The sequence below is a fragment of the Streptococcus sp. M334 genome, assembly GCF_000187745.1.
Taxonomy (GTDB): Bacteria; Bacillota; Bacilli; order Lactobacillales; family Streptococcaceae; genus Streptococcus.
Window position 1 is genome coordinate 258524 of the sequence record NZ_GL732487.1, and the last position, 16761, is coordinate 275284.

General features: G+C 35.9%; 18 protein-coding genes and 1 pseudogene. 4 read left to right on the plus strand and 15 right to left on the minus strand.

Annotated elements, in window-relative coordinates:
- Nucleotides 1-75: 75 nt before the first annotated feature.
- The 9 genes and pseudogenes from HMPREF0851_RS10020 to HMPREF0851_RS15765 form a co-directional block, all read right to left on the minus strand.
- Nucleotides 76-588: an HdeD family acid-resistance protein gene (locus HMPREF0851_RS10020; protein WP_000036820.1), complete on the minus strand. Its 513-nt coding sequence runs from the start codon at nt 586-588 to the stop codon at nt 76-78.
- Nucleotides 589-637: 49 nt separating this feature from the next.
- Nucleotides 638-859, minus strand: a complete 222-nt coding sequence (locus HMPREF0851_RS10025; protein WP_004250194.1) for a TetR/AcrR family transcriptional regulator — start codon at nt 857-859, stop codon at nt 638-640.
- Nucleotides 860-1002: 143 nt separating this feature from the next.
- Nucleotides 1003-2229: an MFS transporter gene (locus HMPREF0851_RS10030; RefSeq protein ID WP_000862412.1), complete on the minus strand. Its 1227-nt coding sequence runs from the start codon at nt 2227-2229 to the stop codon at nt 1003-1005.
- Complete coding sequence (locus HMPREF0851_RS10035; RefSeq protein WP_000280050.1) at nt 2229-4154, minus strand: hypothetical protein; 1926 nt, start codon at nt 4152-4154, stop codon at nt 2229-2231. The genes HMPREF0851_RS10030 and HMPREF0851_RS10035 overlap by 1 nt, the downstream gene beginning before the upstream one ends.
- 620 nt (nt 4155-4774) lie before the next feature.
- Nucleotides 4775-5638 (minus strand): XRE/MutR family transcriptional regulator, encoded by an 864-nt coding sequence (locus HMPREF0851_RS10040; RefSeq protein WP_000572842.1) that lies wholly within the window; start codon nt 5636-5638, stop codon nt 4775-4777.
- 103 nt (nt 5639-5741) lie between these two features.
- Nucleotides 5742-6752, minus strand: a complete 1011-nt coding sequence (tsaD, locus tag HMPREF0851_RS10045; RefSeq protein WP_000655028.1) for a tRNA (adenosine(37)-N6)-threonylcarbamoyltransferase complex transferase subunit TsaD — start codon at nt 6750-6752, stop codon at nt 5742-5744.
- Nucleotides 6742-7179 (minus strand): ribosomal protein S18-alanine N-acetyltransferase, encoded by a 438-nt coding sequence (gene rimI / locus HMPREF0851_RS10050; protein WP_000569834.1) that lies wholly within the window; start codon nt 7177-7179, stop codon nt 6742-6744. Before rimI ends, tsaD begins: the two co-directional genes overlap by 11 nt.
- Nucleotides 7176-7859: a tRNA (adenosine(37)-N6)-threonylcarbamoyltransferase complex dimerization subunit type 1 TsaB gene (tsaB, locus tag HMPREF0851_RS10055; RefSeq protein ID WP_000865695.1), complete on the minus strand. Its 684-nt coding sequence runs from the start codon at nt 7857-7859 to the stop codon at nt 7176-7178. Before tsaB ends, rimI begins: the two co-directional genes overlap by 4 nt.
- Nucleotides 7860-8398: 539 nt before the next feature.
- Nucleotides 8399-8615 (minus strand): annotated as a pseudogene (locus HMPREF0851_RS15765) (hypothetical protein).
- Between the two features lie 1007 nt (nt 8616-9622).
- On the opposite strand from HMPREF0851_RS15765, the gene HMPREF0851_RS10065 reads away from it, so the two are divergent.
- Entirely contained in the window at nt 9623-9856 is a 234-nt protein-coding gene (locus HMPREF0851_RS10065) for a DNA-dependent RNA polymerase subunit epsilon (protein ID WP_000639575.1), read from the plus strand.
- A 1-nt stretch (nt 9857) separates the two neighbouring features.
- Nucleotides 9858-11537 (plus strand): ribonuclease J1, encoded by a 1680-nt coding sequence (gene rnjA, locus HMPREF0851_RS10070; protein WP_000331993.1) that lies wholly within the window; start codon nt 9858-9860, stop codon nt 11535-11537.
- Nucleotides 11538-11759: 222 nt separating this feature from the next.
- Here rnjA and HMPREF0851_RS16290 read toward each other — a convergent pair whose 3' ends face one another.
- From HMPREF0851_RS16290 to HMPREF0851_RS10095, 6 genes are all read right to left on the minus strand, one after another.
- A complete protein-coding gene (locus tag HMPREF0851_RS16290) occupies nt 11760-11921 on the minus strand; it encodes a hypothetical protein (RefSeq protein ID WP_000402606.1) in 162 nt (53 codons plus the stop codon).
- A 13-nt stretch (nt 11922-11934) separates the two neighbouring features.
- Nucleotides 11935-12423: a hypothetical protein gene (locus HMPREF0851_RS10075; RefSeq protein WP_000446117.1), complete on the minus strand. Its 489-nt coding sequence runs from the start codon at nt 12421-12423 to the stop codon at nt 11935-11937.
- 16 nt (nt 12424-12439) lie between these two features.
- Nucleotides 12440-12910 carry a hypothetical protein gene (locus tag HMPREF0851_RS10080; RefSeq protein WP_000411237.1) on the minus strand — a complete coding sequence of 157 codons (471 nt, stop codon included), beginning with the start codon at nt 12908-12910 and terminating at the stop codon, nt 12440-12442.
- Nucleotides 12911-13161: 251 nt separating this feature from the next.
- Nucleotides 13162-13806: a recombinase family protein gene (locus HMPREF0851_RS10085; protein ID WP_000181341.1), complete on the minus strand. Its 645-nt coding sequence runs from the start codon at nt 13804-13806 to the stop codon at nt 13162-13164.
- Nucleotides 13807-13899: 93 nt separating this feature from the next.
- Nucleotides 13900-14304 carry a hypothetical protein gene (locus tag HMPREF0851_RS10090; RefSeq protein WP_000876887.1) on the minus strand — a complete coding sequence of 135 codons (405 nt, stop codon included), beginning with the start codon at nt 14302-14304 and terminating at the stop codon, nt 13900-13902.
- Between the two features lie 163 nt (nt 14305-14467).
- Nucleotides 14468-15658 (minus strand): hypothetical protein, encoded by a 1191-nt coding sequence (locus tag HMPREF0851_RS10095; RefSeq protein ID WP_000252154.1) that lies wholly within the window; start codon nt 15656-15658, stop codon nt 14468-14470.
- A 336-nt stretch (nt 15659-15994) separates the two neighbouring features.
- Between HMPREF0851_RS10095 and HMPREF0851_RS10100 the strand changes: the two genes are divergently transcribed.
- The gene (locus HMPREF0851_RS10100; protein WP_000941437.1) at nt 15995-16255 is read left to right on the plus strand and encodes a hypothetical protein; all 261 of its coding nucleotides are present in this window, start codon (nt 15995-15997) and stop codon (nt 16253-16255) included.
- Nucleotides 16256-16264: 9 nt separating this feature from the next.
- Complete coding sequence (locus HMPREF0851_RS10105; RefSeq protein ID WP_000969569.1) at nt 16265-16465, plus strand: hypothetical protein; 201 nt, start codon at nt 16265-16267, stop codon at nt 16463-16465.
- Nucleotides 16466-16761 lie beyond the last annotated feature (296 nt).

Sequence of the window (16761 nt, forward strand, 5' to 3'; positions counted from 1 at the left end):
GCATGGACTATTATAACACATTCAGGAAAGAGAAAAAAGTCTGCTGATTGTAATCAGACAGACTCCATTTTATTCTTATTTAATCTTGAAGAATTGAACAATTGCCACAATACCTTGATAAATAAAGACAAAGGCAATGGTGTAACTAATATAGAGACCGGTCATCAATGGGTATCCCATCATGATTAAACCTGCTACGATTCCTAAAATCCCCATCCAAACTAGAGGGGTACCTACCGATTTATCCGTCTTACGAACCTTGAAACCAACGATAGTTTTTGTAATACCATTTGTCAAGACCCATAAAGAAATGATAAATGGTACAAATGTTACCATTTCAATAAAGCTACCTGAGAATAAGGTAAGAGCGAGGATGAGGGTAACAATTCCTCCAAATAAATTCCAGCCATGCTTTTCTTCTGATTTGAAGTATTGTACAATCTCAGAAATCCCTTGAACTGCAAATACAAGTGCAAACAAGAAAGTCATGGAAGCCAAGCTAATAAGAGGATGTGCAAACATATTAAAACCTGCAAAAACTGCAAAAATACCCGCAATTAGTAACAACCATTTCCAAATTTTCGACATTATTTTTCTCCTTTTTTAGAGGAATCTTCCTCTAGTATTCCATAAATCATCATATCCAAAACCTGTGATAATTGATGTTCATATCCTGAAACCAAGTTAGATAGAGGTCTGATTTCCCTGAAAAATTATGATACAAAACTCCTTTGGCAATACCATCCACTTTACAAAGTTCATTGATGACAAAACCTTGATAGCCTTTTGTAGCAAATTCAAACAAAGCAGCGGTAATGATTTTCTCTCTTCGTAGTCTTGTTTTTTCTTCTTTTCTCATGTATTTACCTCTACATTTTTTAATTATAAACCGATTGGTCTAAAATGTCAAGCAACTTTCTCAAAAATTTAACAGTCTGCTGATTGTAGCCATCATAAACAGACTGGAATCCAGTCTCAAACATATAATATACACATTCTTCGCTAAATGTTTTCACGGATATTCAAGAGTATGATAAAGGCAGCTAGAAGAAATAGCAATAAAACAAAGCTAACTGCCAGAGTTCCAAAGCTAGTAGCAATGGTTACCAAAGCTATTGTAAATAAGCTAGGTAAAACAACTGTAATGGCGCCGATAGAGGATTGAACTGCTCCCATTGACTCCTCAGGTATTTGTTTAAAAATGAGTTCCTGTAATCGAGGAGAGAGGATACCTGCGAAAAAGGCATCCAAGGCACTAAAGATAAGAATCCAGTCAAAACGAACTGCCACAAAGCCAACTAAAAGGAGTAATTGGATAATAAGCGAGGCATATAGGGCTAGTTTTATGGAGATTGTATTCTTCAGATAGCCACTCACAAGGCTTCCGACAATAAGGGCTGACAATTCAAGGGTGGATAACAAGGCAAGAGATTGACCTGTTTGTAAATTCAAAAAGGGCTGATTCCTCAAAAACAGAGTAGAAACAGGAACTGTAACATTTATCACTGCTTGACTAATAGAGATAATAAACAAAACCAAGAGCACCTTATTCATATTCCATATCAATTTTGATGATTGGAGCAGATGCTGGCAAAAGGATTTTACAGAGAGTCCTTCTTGATAGCTAATCGTTTTTTCTACTTTCAAGAGGTCTGTTTTTATGAAAAGAATACCTAAAAATGCGATTAAAAAGGTCAGAGCATTCAGTAAGGAAATAGACTGGATAGATAGAATACCTAGTAAGACTCCTCCTAGAATATTACTGATTGTTTTCACTAAACTAACAGTTGACTGTTTAAATCCAATAGCTTCTGCCAGATGGTCTTGCCCAATAATTCTAATGAAAATCGGAGTGAGCATGGCGCCTGAAAAATAACTCAATGTGTCAGATAAGAGGTTAATCAGACAAATAAATGCTACTAATAACAAGGAAAAGGACTGCCCTGAAAGTGATAAAGAAACGATAGAGTAAAGCAAAAATTTTGCAAAACTAATCATTGTATATTTTAGGACACGATGATGTTGAAAATCCGCCAAAACTCCCAGAAAGATTTGCAGAACTTGAGGAAGGGTTTCTGAAATCGTGATCAGTAAAATCGCCAAAGGAGCAAAAGAAGCATCTGCCACATAATTCAAAAAGGCCAGATAAAAAATCGTATCCCCAAGCGTCGAAATCCACTGGTTGATGGTTAATTGCCTAAAATCTCTATTTTGAAGAAATACTTTCATCACAACTCCTTCATATCCATGTACTTAGATAACACATAAAGGTACTCTTGCTTATCTGCTTTAGAATACTTCACATAGCACTCTACTGTATTTAACAAAGACAATGCAACTTCTTTATATTTTCTTACTTTAAAATAACAATACAGTTCTAACAATGTATCAGCTATCCCTAGCATACCATTCCAGAAATCTGCATATTGAGCAAATTCTGTAATTAATCCTTCAGATAATTCTTTGATTAGATCTGTATACTTTTCAAAATCTATAAAAATCAAAGCACGAATAAATCCTGCTGTCCCGTTATTTAGATAAGGTGAAACTAAATTTGATTCTATCGGAACCATCCTACCATTATCTGCCACAATTAATTTTTCAATAATGATATTAATTCCATAATCAATAATATCGCAATCAAAGTCATATATTTTCATCAAAATAAGTAAGCCAGACAATCCATCTAGTCCTAAATTTTTTTCTCTATGCATCAGATGTTGCAGTAATCGCTGATTATTTTTAGCATTCTCATATCGTTGAAAATTGACTAGTTCTTTATTAATAATCTCAGTAATAGTAAAAGATCTTTCTGGTTGATCAGTTAGAACCTCATCTAAACTATGCAGGGATTCAATTTGATAAACATAAATTTCATTTAAATCTTTCAGGATATCAGATACTGTTGCATCCTTAGAAAATAGTTTTTCTATAATACTTGTAAAATTTGTTCTTAAACCAAATTCAGCCAATAAAGAATTTAAAATATGATATGATTGTGATAAATCGTCCATTGATTTTATATGCAATCTAGCCAACAAAAATAGTAGTAAATTCCCAACTTTATGGCAATCAGATACTTTGCCATCTATAGAGTTCCATTCCTTTAAGCTAATTACGCTATACAAACCAATAGCTGGTTTATTATCATACTCATAACTATTTTCTAAATCTACAAAGTAAAGTTTATTCTCTGATTTTATAAAATTTCCGGGATGTATATCATTTAAAATAATATTTCGACTATGAAAATATTCAACCAATTCTAATAGTTCCCTAGTAATCAATAAAAAACTTTTAAATTTCTTAGTGTTTAACTCCTTATTAGGCTTCTTATAGCTGACAATAGAGTATGCTTTTGTGTATTTTAATAAATCACTACCATCTATAAACTCATAAATATAATATTGGTTAATCCACTCTGTAACAGTTTCACGCACAACTGGAGTATGATCTAATAATTTTTTTGAAATTTCATATTCATTTTTTCTAAGTGTTTGAGTCTCTACCCCTCTAAAAGAAATAACATGAGGCCGACATTCCTTCAAAATATACTTTTTACCTTCTATCACTGAATCTACTTGATAGACGTTTCCTCCACTTGACTGTGATAGCATGGCTTTCAATCTATAATTTCTTGATAAATATGAATCCTTTATAAACGTATTCTCTTGAATATCTTGAATCCATTCTGGTAAGTTAAAATATGGTTTTTGATAGTCTTGCCATTTTTCTCCATTTGGTCCCAGCAAAGTCGGAATGCCTTTTTCTAAATACTCCAAATCTTCTCTAAAGAAGCCATATCTATAAAAAATCGTATTGGAATCTTTATAGGCACGATCACTTAGAATATAAATTCCCTCCATATTTTTAGGAATAGTTTGGTAAAGAAGCTCTAATAGATCAAGAAAAACATGGTCATTTTCAGGATAAATCGTAAAATATTTCCCCGAATTAACAGGAGATTCTCTAACAGAAAAATTATAGGCTACATCTTCTTCTCTATATATATACTTATAAGATATCTTTCTAGCATCTAACAAAGGAGAAAGAAGATTATACATATCCTTATAATTATCAAACGTTGCTGATATATGAATTTTATAACCATAAATAGGCAAACTTTCTTCGTTTACAATTTTATATTTATACATTCTTTTCTCCTATTGTTATGATGATTTTTTCTTTAGCAATTACCTAAGTTGGTATTTCCTACATTAAAATTCCAAAACCATTATAAGTCTAAAAATAAACTTAATAATTGAGTATCTTTTACAATACTGTACAAATGATAGTTATTGTCACATCTGCAGACTGATTGAATCTATCTGATTCACGTGTTAATTCATGTACAAATGCTGTCATACGCTTCTCCTTTTCTATTTTATATTTCAATCCTGTAAGTAAAAAAGTTACTAAGGAATTTCATAAAACACCTATGTATTGAATGCCATAAAAATCAATTAGATTTTCAACAACAATCCTACACTCTTACTTAACAAGTTTGAAATTTTATTTGTAATCCACTTATGCGACCTAGGATTTGCTTCAAATGTCTTACAAGGACAGTATAACACGGAAATTAGCCTATTTTAGAAAATCGCATATTTGATATTTTTTCTTATAGAAATTTCACATTTGCGATTTTAGTAGATTTAATTATTTCACTGGTATAATAAAGTTATTACTAATGAGGAGTGGAGAAATATGAAGAAACAAATTTTAACATTATTGAAAATCGTTGCTGAGATTATTATCATTTTCCCGTTTCTAACTAATCGATAAGTTCTTTGTATTGCTGAAAACGCAATTCAAAAAGGGCTGTTAATTGTGGATTTTCTAATACTTGCAGAGATTGGATAAAGTGTTCAATCTCTTTTTGATTGCTTCCCTTAGTTTGAAGGAAAATGCTCATCTTCTTTAAAAACTGCCACAATAATTTCTCAAAAACATCGTATGGACGGAGCATACTCTCCAGCTCGGCTTCAAAGATTGGGATATAAGAAAAAAATTTGCGCTCCATGAGCTCTGAGATGATATTTAACAGCCCTTGTTTCATATACAGTCTATTATGTACCAACTCTTTAAATTCCTTGGATTTTTCGAGTAAGGAGGTTGATAAAAATATCAAATCTTGATTGCTTAGGAAAGGCATAGTATTGCAAAAAAGATAGAGTTCAAACCAGGTCCAAGATTCGATAGCATAGAGGTAGGTCGTCAAAAACTCCCTATCCTCCTCTTCTAGTGGGTAGCTTTTATCTAGTGAATGGATGGCATCTTTGATTACAATAGCATTCAAACGACGATAGGTCTGCGCCATCTGTTCTTGCTCGACTTCCTCCAACAGTTGCTCTAAACCAGCTATATCTTGGTGGGCAAAGCGATCCACAACCCTTCTACCCATTCGCATATGTGGAGATTCTTGATAGTTGTTGAGCTTATGCCCAAACTCATCAAAATTCATATTGATTCCTTGAATAGCTAGAATTAACTTGTCCGCAGATAACATAGACTGCCCTAGTTCAAACTTAGACAACTGAGAAGCTGTTAGTCCAGCACAAGCCACATCTGACTGCTTGAGCTTTCTAGCCAAGCGCAATTCCTTGTAAAATTCTCCCAATTCCATTCTCTCAATCATCTGACCACCTCCTATTTTTTATATAGTATATCATTATTTCTACAGTTTTGTCAAAATATTCTGACATTTAAGAGAGCAAAAAAGCCAGCCTTAAGCTGACTCCTTATTCCATCGTATCAAAAGCGAGACTTGGTTTGGCATTGAGGTCCAAGCCTGAGAAGTTTTCTTTGTTCCACTCGCTGACGCTGGCATAGGCAATCATACCTGCATTGTCTCCACAGAGGCGCAGAGGTGGGATGATAACCTTGACATCTGTGATTTCAGTTGCTAGGCGTTCTCTGAGACCTTTATTGGCTGCCACACCACCTGCCACGACTAGAGTTTTAACAGGGTATTTCTCCAAGGCTTTCTTGGTTTTAGCCATGAGAATATCCAAGACAGCAGCTTGGAAGGACGCACACAAGTCCGCTGTAGACAAGCTCTCTCCCTTTTGCTCGGCATTGTGGTGAAGATTGATAAAGGCAGATTTCAAACCTGAGAATGAAAACTCCAGATTATCCTCCTTAATCATGGCACGGGGAAAATCATAAATATCCTGCCCCTGATGAGCCAGCTCGTCAATCTCACGACCTGCAGGATAGGTCAAACCCATGACACGGCCAACCTTATCATAGGCCTCACCCACTGCGTCATCTCGCGTTTCTCCAACAATCTTGTAGTCACCAGCTTCCGAAACATAAACCAACTCTGTGTGTCCACCGCTGACTAAGAGGGCTAGTAAGGGAAAGTCCAACGGCTCCACGCTCTGAGCTGCCATGAGGTGACCAGCCATATGGTTAACAGGGATAAGTGGAAGTCCATGTGCCCAAGCAAAGGCCTTGGCAGCTGACAAACCAACGAGTAAGGCTCCAACTAATCCTGGCCCATAGGTGACTGCAACAGCTGTCACATCGTCTTCGGTAATCCCTGCTTCTGCCAACGCCTCCTCGATGCAGGCTGTAATGACCTCGACATGGTGACGACTGGCTACTTCAGGCACTACGCCCCCAAAACGTTTGTGGCTTTCAATTTGACTAGCAATGACATTGGACAAGAGCTCATCGTCGTTTTTCAAGACGGCGACACTGGTCTCATCACAGGATGTCTCAAATGCTAAAATATATCTATCCTTCATCTATTTCTCTCTTCATGATAATGGCGTCCTCGACTGGGTCATGGTAGTAGGCCTTTCGCTCAGCGATGACTGCCATCTTTTCTTTCTTGTAAAATGCTTGCGCTCGATGATTTGACTTTCTAACTTCTAGGAAAATCTCCTTGTCTGTCGGCAGTGTTGCAAACAAGGCGGATGCAATTCCCTGACCCTGATAAGTTTGTTTAACAGCGATTTGCAAGACTTCTGCTTCAAAGAGATTCTCCTGAACAGCTAGAAAGGCAATCACTTCCGCCCCATCATAAGCTAGAGCATACCAAGTCTGGTCTTGGGACAGGTCTGCTTGGATTTGTTCCAGTGTCCAAGGGCTAACCGAGTAAACATCCGCCATGACAGCGTAGATGGCTTGAGCCAAGTCAGGCTGCTGTTGGATTCGTTTGATTTCTATCATAGGCGTTTAATGTAAGACTCGCCAGACTCAGTATGGTTCTTGAGCCAATTTTCCTCAGCCTCAACACGTTTAAGATAATTCGGTACAAAATCATGCAAGGAATCGGCTTCCTTATCCCAGGCTAAAAGTGCCAGATTGGCTGCGTTAGGTAAGGTCTCTTTGAAATTAGTCCTTGGCAAGTGTTCTTGCATTTGCTCCACAAAGGGGCCAACTTCTCCGACAAAGGTTACCTGACTAGCACCCTTGATTAGCTCGATGACTCGCTCAAAAGGCAGGTGTGCTTCTGGCATGATAGGTTTGGCATTTTCATAAAATCCTGCATAAACATTGTTGCGACGTGCATCCATCAAAGGAACGAACAAGCCTTCTTGTTGGTATGGAACCAGAGCTAAGAGACTCGACATACCAACCAACTCGATGTTCAGAGTGTGAGCTAAGGTTTTGGCAGTCGCTACCGCAATTCGCAAGCCTGTGTAGCTACCTGGTCCTTCCGCCACCACGATTCTGTCCAAATCCTTGGGCGTCCAGTCCAAACTCGCCATCAAAAAGTCGATGGCTGGCATGAGGGTGATACTGTGATTTTTCTTAATATTAATCGTCGTCTCGGCAAGAACCTGCTTGTCCTCTAAAATAGCGAGAGAAAGAGCCTTGCTGGACGTATCAAAAGCTAATACTTTCATAACACATTCCTATCTTTTTGTCTGCTTACTATTATACTACAAAAGCTGGCACATGGGAATTTTCTTTGCCCCCAAACAAAAATGCCTATATTTAGCCCAAAAACAATTCGCAAATAAAATTCAAAAAAATCTTCACTTTTCCTTTTCTTTTCCGAATATAAAAGTGAACAAGAAAATTGAAAGGATCTTCGTAAAAAGTTTGGTAAGTCATGCTAGATAAGAAACACATTTTTAGAAAGATAAATTTTATTATCTTTATCTCTTACAGTTTGCTCAGTATTCTCAATGATTTAAACATTACTACTATCCCTTTACCATTCGATTTATCTGTTTGTATTGTTTTATTTTTATGTTTCAACTCTATTTTTGAACAGAAGAATTCTTAACATAAAACTAATAAGCTCTGAAAATTCCATTGTCATGTCATTTTAGAAAAATGCAAAGACCACCTCATCTTGATAGATGGGGTGGAATTTTCGTGTCGTAAATCTACTATCTCTATATCCCCAAACAAAAATGCCCTAGCATCAGCAGGGCATCTAAGCATTTAATCCAAAGAAAAATACAAACCAAACGACATAGGTTACAAGGAAGAGAAAAAGCGAATAGAGAGTCACAAAGGTAATCTTCCACAAGAACTTGGTTTGTCGTCGTTCCAGTTTGGCAAATAGAAGATTCCCTCCATAAACACAAGCTAGAAAGACTATAAAACACCAAGAGGCGAACCCCTATCGCAAATTCAAACAAACTAAACATTCTTAATCCTCCTTTTGTATTCCTATTTTCATATAAACTGTTGACAATGTTGGTCTATCAATGTTAAAATGTAATTCAACACTGGCAGGAAAATCAGGTTGAGTCGTTGACTCTTCGGGTTGCGGTGCTATCCCTGAAACTTTGGTTTCTAAAGAACTGGAATTGCGATTGATTAGTTCGCCCCCAGTGTTAGATGGCTCTTGACTTCGGTCAGGAGCTTTTTGATACTTTTAAAGTTGATTTCTTCAGTAAATTATATTAAAATATAGATATCGAGAGGATAACGTAGGGCGACTGGTAACAGAGCGTTCAAAGGTACCAACTTCTGGTACGGGTGTGGGACTGCCTTCAGCTTTGAGCTGTAAAGACCCCTGACTACCATTGGTCCTCTCTTTTTGCTTACTCTTAAATTAAGTTCTTGTCTTTGCCTTTTAGTAAGCACTCCACTCCATCTTGCTATTTCTATTTCTACATCGTTATACTTATAGATTGACTTCTTAACCTCATAAATGATAAAATGGAGTAAAGGTTGAGATTTGGTCTGACTTGGTGACAAGTCTTTCAAAGGTTGTGATTCAATCACTTCAGGTAATGGTGCTGCCCCTTGAGCTTGCTCAGAAAGATCCCTTAATTTTGTCTCAGCCTTTTTATTTGCTCTTGAGATTTCTCAAGAGCTTTTTCTTTTTTCAAAGATATCATTCTGTCCCAACCATCTACACCAACGATTAATGAAACTAAAACTATATTCTCCCTTAAATCTACTATCTCTTTAGATTTCCCCTTTAATTATAACACCTAAGCGCTCTCCGAACAAATCCTATCTATCTTTTGCTCCCTCTTCCCCTCACGACTTTCTCGTTTCCGTCTTTTACTAATTTTTCATTTTATGTTATAATTGAAATAATTGTAACGAATCAAGGTCAATCTAGACACAAAATGGAATGAAATCAAGCAAATCTCTGCTAAAAGTTTGGAATAAGCTGACCTGTAAAATAGAAAGGAACTATATGATTTACAAAGTTTTTTATCAAGAAACAAAAGAACGTAGCCCACGTCGTGAAACTACACGCGCACTTTACCTAGACATCGATGCCAGCTCAGAACTTGAGGGCCGTATCGCTGCTCGCCAACTTGTCGAAGAAAATCGCCCAGAGTATAATATCGAGTATATCGAACGCTTGTCTGACAAATTGCTAGATTACGAAAAAGAAACTGGCGCCTTCGAAATCACGGAGTTCTAATATGGCCTATACTCTTAAACCTGAAGAAGTCGGCGTTTTTGCCATCGGTGGTCTGGGAGAAATCGGGAAAAATACATACGGAATTGAATACCAAGATGAGATTATCATCGTCGATGCTGGGATTAAATTCCCAGAAGATGACTTACTGGGTATCGACTATGTTATCCCTGACTACTCTTACATAGTAGACAATATCGACCGCGTCAAGGCTGTCTTGATCACACACGGACACGAGGACCACATCGGTGGGATTCCTTTCCTACTCAAGCAAGCAAATGTCCCAATCTATGCTGGACCACTTGCCTTGGCTTTGATCCGTGGGAAACTCGAAGAACACGGTCTCTTGCGCAACGCCAAACTTTACGAAATCAACCACAACACTGAGTTGACCTTTAAAAATCTCAAGGCAACTTTCTTTAGAACGACTCACTCTATTCCAGAGCCTTTGGGGATTGTCATTCATACTCCTCAAGGGAAAATTGTCTGTACGGGTGACTTCAAGTTTGACTTAACACCAGTTGGTGAACCAGCAGATTTGCACCGTATGGCAGCTCTTGGTGAAGAAGGTGTACTCTGTCTCCTGTCTGACTCGACAAATGCAGAAATTCCAACCTTTACCAACTCTGAAAAAGTCGTTGGCCAGTCCATCATGAAGATTATCCAAGGCATAGAGGGACGTATCATCTTTGCATCCTTTGCCTCAAATATCTTCCGTCTCCAGCAAGCAACAGAAGCTGCTGTTAAGACTGGGCGCAAGATCGCTGTCTTTGGTCGTTCTATGGAAAAGGCCATTGTCAACGGAATCGAGCTTGGCTACATCAAAGCTCCTAAGGGAACCTTTATCGAGCCAAATGAAATCAAAGACTACCCTGCAGGCGAGGTTCTGATCCTCTGTACAGGTAGTCAGGGCGAGCCAATGGCTGCCCTCTCTCGCATCGCTAACGGAACTCACCGTCAGGTACAACTCCAACCAGGCGATACTGTTATCTTCTCTTCTAGTCCAATCCCTGGAAACACGACTAGCGTCAACAAGCTGATTAACATCATTTCAGAAGCTGGTGTCGAAGTTATCCACGGTAAGGTTAACAATATCCATACATCTGGACACGGTGGCCAGCAAGAGCAAAAACTTATGCTCCGCTTGATTAAGCCAAAATACTTCATGCCTGTCCACGGTGAATACCGCATGCAAAAAGTCCACGCTGGACTAGCGGTGGATACTGGTGTTGAGAAGGACAATATCTTTATCATGAGCAATGGTGATGTGCTTGCCCTTACCGCAGATTCTGCTCGTATCGCAGGCCATTTCAACGCCCAAGATATCTATGTCGATGGAAATCGTATCGGTGAAATCGGTGCTGCTGTTCTCAAAGATCGTCGTGATCTATCTGAAGACGGTGTCGTTCTGGCAGTCGCAACTGTTGACTTCAAATCGCAGATGATTCTGTCTGGTCCAGACATCCTCAGTCGAGGCTTTGTCTACATGAGAGAGTCTGGCGACTTGATTCGCCAAAGCCAACGCATCCTCTTCAATGCTATTCGTATTGCACTGAAAAACAAGGATGCTAGCGTTCAATCTGTCAATGGTGCCATTGTCAACGCTATTCGCCCCTTCCTCTATGAAAATACAGAACGTGAGCCGATTATCATCCCTATGATCCTCACACCAGATGAAGAATAATACTCTTCGAAAATCTCTTCAAACCACGTCAGCTTCGCCTTGCCGTACTCAAGTACAGTCTTCAGCTAGCTTCCTAGTTTGCTCTTTGATTTTCATTGAGTACAAGTCAACAAAACAGCCCCGTTTTCGGCGACTTGACACTCAGCACTCTAAAATAATCTAAGTTCACACATCTTATAATAAAAAGCTAAGACAAAATCAGTCTTAGCTTTTTAAACTATCTTATTTATTATTTTTCTTCCTTTCGTACTCATCTAAACTATCATTATATTTTCCTGTGAAAAATTCAAAGATACCACTAAAAATAGAATCCAATAAATCTACAAACTTTCCATAAAAGTAAGCAAGTATGAAAAGCACGACAAATCCAATAATAATTTCCATCATATTCTCCTATCTAATATTTTCGCAACTCAATGAGTAGCTCCTTAAATTCATCATCTTTCCATAGAGAATAAGAGACTATTCCGCCTATAGAAAAAGAAACTATTACACCCATTAAACTAGAATGTCTCTTTTTTGCTACCAACTTATTTAGCTCATTTGATAATCCCTTAAATAAACCATAAGAAGTATACGACTCAGGATAAAATACCGAACCTGCTTCAAAATTTGCTCCATAGTAAATCACTTCACCATTTCCTTTAAAACCAAAGAATAGGAAAGATATAACACAAAGAACTAAAATTACTAATCTAGGTTTTAGTCTTGGGCTAATATTATTCATATTAGTACTGTTTAACTCGCTTTCTGATATTATTTTATTATCTTTAGGGTGTAGATTTTTTATTGATTGTCCTGAAATCCTATCTCCAATAATTACAATAAGTAGGAACGGTAAGTTTATGACTGCTAAACCTAGTAGAATACTCCAACTACTTTCCATACAACATTACTCCATTCTATTTAACTCGTTTAAACTCAAAAGTTATCGATTTACTTCCAATTGTAATGCCATTAGTAGGCTTTGAATTTTTATCTATGATATTTTCGAAATATAATGTATTTTGGTCTTCAGAAAGTGTAGCAATACCATAAATATTAGCACCATCAATTGTTATCTTATTGCCATCTTTTTTCCAATTTGCATTAAATAGCATTCCGCTATCCATAACTAAAGTTCCGTCTTCCTTAATTTCCATAGTAGCGTTAAAATGTAATTCATTCATGAGTATAGATAATATATTACCACTTAGATTATTACCAGATAATGAATTTACTATACTTTTGGCATCTTCTCTTGTATTTCCTTGGTTAAATATATCTGTAGTCCAAATGCCTATAAATTTTTTTTCTGGAGTACAGGCAGTTAAAATAATGAAAGTAAATAAAAGTATTACAATTTTAGTAATATTTTTGATTATCTTCTCCATAAATCACCTCGTTCTGTTTTACCCAATCTTAAAAATCCCTGCTACAATAGGGGTTGAGCTTGTTTTAGTTAACGGTCGTCAACTAAAACAATGAAAAAATAAAAATGCCAATTCAACAAGGCAACTAAAACCTTATTAAATCAGCATTTTAAAATATTTTTATTGATAACTTTGATTGTTTTAACAAACGACCGTTCGCTAAAACTGTTGATAGGTTTAATGTACTATTTTTCTAAGGATTTGTCAATCAATTATAGGTGATTTTTTCTATTTATTTGAATACTATTGCGCCTTAATACATTATATATGGTTGCGGTGGAAATGTTTAGCTGATTCGCAATATTTCGAACGGACATTTCTTTTTGCTGGTATTGTGCAATAATTTGCTTTTCTTTATCTTTCGCTATTCCTTTATTGCCAAGTTTTACACCTTTTTCTTTCGCTTTGCGGAGTCCGTCTTTAGTGCGTTCAGAAATAGCTTGAAGCTCCCATTCTGCCACATAACCCAACATCAAACAAAAGAATTTTCCAGTTAAAGAATCTGTTTCAATATTTTCATGAATTGATTGAAGATGAATACCATTTTTAGTTAAATCTTCAATAATAGCAGAGAGGTGAAGCATTTTTCTGGTAAGTCTATCCAATTTATACACAACAAAATTTGTTTTAACACCTTGCTGGGCATATTTTTTCGCCATTTTTAAAGCTTTGTCAAGTTGTTTTCGCTCCTGATTTCCGCCTGAATCTTTTTCAATATAGAGCTTGTTGCAAAAGCTGAGCGCCTCTTTTTGAACAGATAACCCTAATTCTTGCCGATTATCTGTTGAGCTAACGCGAGCATAGCCGATAGTTATGGTTTTGATATTTTCTAATTTGTTCTTGTGATGATTTGTCAAAATTTCTCCTTTCTTTACTATTGTAGCAGGTAGTTATATTTTAGAGAAAAATTAACGAAATGAAAAAGACCCACAAGGCGGGTCTTAAATAAGTTACTTTGAACGATAGCGATAATTTTCATCCTCCTTATAGTTATCATGAACTACAATTGAGTTATACTCTTCAAAAGTTAAATCGAGACATTCTATCAGATAATTGGTAAAAACTGGGTCTAAATTAGATGGTAAGATCTCCTCATTAGTCATAAAATTACTTAGTGTATCTTGTACTATATCTCTGACTTTAGTTAAAGTTCTCAAATTTTTACCGTAGGCGGTCTCAACTTCTTCAATTTCCATTCCTAATAAACAAGCAATCTGCTCAATCCCAAGAGAAGGAATATCTTTAGCTAGCATTCTTCGAGCTATATTTTCTTTTGAAAACGGGTCGCACAAAGTATCATTCCAAATAATTTTTTCGACAGTTTCTTTGCTATCATGATAAAACGGATATTTCATATTTTTTCCTCTCAAATAATAAAAATCTACCGTTCACAGTCAGTAGAAGGGCTAATTTTCTATAGAGCTGTGAACAACTTTCATTAATCAAGAAGATTAAAGTTGCGAAAATTATAAATTTTATATTAAATATTATACTTTTTTATTTTAGGTTTGTCAATATCTATTCAGGCGGTGTGTATTTTAATAATTTGTTATGAGGTCGAATATCAATTTTAACTCCTGAACCTACTAAGGTATACCTATCTATTTCAACTTCAAAATATTGGTTATTAGACTTAACGAAACGAATCCTATCATCATGCTTAAAAGACCCAAAGAAATGACCTGCAATTTTAAAATTATGCTTATCTTCCTTATTTAGTTCACTTAATTTCGCTACAAATTTAAATTTACTTGCAGATTCCTTTAGACGATAAATTATTTCTCCGACAGGAAAATTCAAAATAGATTTTTGAACAACTTCAATAGCATAATTTGAACTATCTTTAATTCCTTCAACTCTATATGTTTTCTTGTATGCTTGTTTTGAATCAGGTTTTTCCCACTCTTTTTCAATTATCTGATTATCTTGGAAGACTTCGCCATTTATTTTCAAACATTCAATACGATGACGCTCCCTAAAATTTTCATATTCAAAACCGACAACAAATTCAAAATAATCAGCCTTAGGCTTTTTAGCGTTTAAGAATCTAGTTACGATTTTTGTGGTGGTTACCGTTTCAATAACATTTTCTTTAGGATTAGGGGTAATCACCACATCTCTATCAATAGAATCAAAAAATAATCCATTATTATAAGAAGCTCTCAATTCATGTATAACAGATATATCTTGACTCTCTCCACTCTTTATATTATCTATATCTATATCAAAATTTTTTAAATCAGATGCAATATAGTAAAGAACATATGTAAAGAATATAATAAACTCATTATTAGACACATAAAGTTCAAGCCCCCTGACAAGACTATGACTATTTAAATTACTATTATCTGTAAAAATCTTTAAAATCTTCAAACAGAGTTCTTTATCTAAAAAAGATTTTATATTTATATCGTCTTTGATAGTTTTTTCTATAGCAGTACAAGCAAGATCAATATTAACAGACCTATAATATTTTAATATTTGTTGAGGAATCTGCCTTTTTCCTTTTGTAAATCTCCAAGTTACTTGATCGTCATATTTTTTAATCTCTTCTATATGACCATCACTACTTTTTACTAGTATGGCTATTAAGTTATTTAGTATCTTGTAGTTAGCGTTCCAACTATTGTTAAAATCACCTTTACTTTCAATAAGAATATTAAGTAACTTTGCAAAATACGGTGACTGCTTGCTTTTCTGTCTTACCATAATGATACCTCCAGCATAAAAGTCAAGTTTTAGGACATAAAAATCAAGTTTTTGAGTCTACTTGACTTGTTTTATGCCAATTTTCAATAACAAAAACCTCTGGTACAATTCATATATAGCTTAAGTATACCACACAACTCGAGTAAATGTGGTTAGGAAGGAGGAAAATTCTCTTGCTAACATTACTTATCTTTTTACCGTATCTTCTAACCTCAGCTGCTGCGATATATTTCATAAATAAAAGGTCTAGGAAATAACCGCCTACAGGTTTATATTAGGTTGTGTAAGCCCCACTAATATAAACCTGCCTCTCTGGGGCTACTAAGGAGAAAAACTATGCTTCAACAAAATAATCAAAATCAAATTTATGTTAACCCTCAACTGTCAAATACTTTTCAGCTTGAAGTTGCTAAAAGACTAAGCAAATCGATGGCGGATAATCAAGCCTTGGAGCTTCTCGCTAGCGATATTTTATATAAAGTGGGTAATCTGGCGCTTACTCAGACTGAAATACTCAAAAATACACCAGAAGCTAAAGCCTACACCGATTATATTCTAAAAGCATTCACTTATTACGCTACTGAAAAGATGAAATGAGGTAGCTTTATGATGGACTACTTTATAGCTTTTATAATTATCATTGTTGTTGTATTTCTTTGGGATTGGTTCGAAAAACCAAAACAAGCAGATAAAAAGCACTATAGTGAAGAAGAAATCGCCCTGGCAGAATTTCTGGAAAAACGGCAAGAAATCAATGAACTTTTCTTGGCTGCAAAATCCGAATTGAGAAAATTCGAAAGAAAATAAAAGCCTTGATTGGACTAGACAAAAGTAAAAAATATGTTGAAATATACTACTGTTTCATTACTTAAAATTCATTCCAATCGCTCTAAAAACTGAAGGTAATGAAATTTAACTTTTCACCAATTTTCTTGTATAAATGGAGGCAGAAAGGAGACCAGCTATGAGAAAACTAATGGCATATATTCTTGGATTTGTTGCTTGTGCTTGGCTTATTAATTGGGCGGTGAAACTAATTCTGGAAGTTTGGTGGTTCTTGGTTTTGACGACTGCGGTTATTTTCATTGGCTGGTTCGTCTTTC

Bases quoted from the DNA above. Each gene is read 5' to 3' on its own strand.
- tsaD (WP_000655028.1), bottom strand. From the start codon at position 6,752: ATGAAGGATAGATATATTTTAGCATTTGAGACATCCTGTGATGAGACC.
- HMPREF0851_RS10080 (WP_000411237.1), bottom strand. From the start codon at position 12,910: ATGGAGAAGATAATCAAAAATATTACTAAAATTGTAATACTTTTATTT.
- HMPREF0851_RS10035 (WP_000280050.1), bottom strand. From the start codon at position 4,154: ATGTATAAATATAAAATTGTAAACGAAGAAAGTTTGCCTATTTATGGT.
- HMPREF0851_RS10030 (WP_000862412.1), bottom strand. From the start codon at position 2,229: ATGAAAGTATTTCTTCAAAATAGAGATTTTAGGCAATTAACCATCAAC.
- HMPREF0851_RS10075 (WP_000446117.1), bottom strand. From the start codon at position 12,423: ATGGAAAGTAGTTGGAGTATTCTACTAGGTTTAGCAGTCATAAACTTA.
- HMPREF0851_RS10090 (WP_000876887.1), bottom strand. From the start codon at position 14,304: ATGAAATATCCGTTTTATCATGATAGCAAAGAAACTGTCGAAAAAATT.
- HMPREF0851_RS16290 (WP_000402606.1), bottom strand. From the start codon at position 11,921: ATGGAAATTATTATTGGATTTGTCGTGCTTTTCATACTTGCTTACTTT.
- rnjA (WP_000331993.1), top strand. From the start codon at position 9,858: ATGGCCTATACTCTTAAACCTGAAGAAGTCGGCGTTTTTGCCATCGGT.
- HMPREF0851_RS10065 (WP_000639575.1), top strand. From the start codon at position 9,623: ATGATTTACAAAGTTTTTTATCAAGAAACAAAAGAACGTAGCCCACGT.
- HMPREF0851_RS10105 (WP_000969569.1), top strand. From the start codon at position 16,265: ATGATGGACTACTTTATAGCTTTTATAATTATCATTGTTGTTGTATTT.
- HMPREF0851_RS10100 (WP_000941437.1), top strand. From the start codon at position 15,995: ATGCTTCAACAAAATAATCAAAATCAAATTTATGTTAACCCTCAACTG.
- tsaB (WP_000865695.1), bottom strand. From the start codon at position 7,859: ATGAAAGTATTAGCTTTTGATACGTCCAGCAAGGCTCTTTCTCTCGCT.
- HMPREF0851_RS10095 (WP_000252154.1), bottom strand. From the start codon at position 15,658: ATGGTAAGACAGAAAAGCAAGCAGTCACCGTATTTTGCAAAGTTACTT.
- HMPREF0851_RS10020 (WP_000036820.1), bottom strand. From the start codon at position 588: ATGTCGAAAATTTGGAAATGGTTGTTACTAATTGCGGGTATTTTTGCA.
- rimI (WP_000569834.1), bottom strand. From the start codon at position 7,179: ATGATAGAAATCAAACGAATCCAACAGCAGCCTGACTTGGCTCAAGCC.
- HMPREF0851_RS10025 (WP_004250194.1), bottom strand. From the start codon at position 859: ATGAGAAAAGAAGAAAAAACAAGACTACGAAGAGAGAAAATCATTACC.
- HMPREF0851_RS10040 (WP_000572842.1), bottom strand. From the start codon at position 5,638: ATGATTGAGAGAATGGAATTGGGAGAATTTTACAAGGAATTGCGCTTG.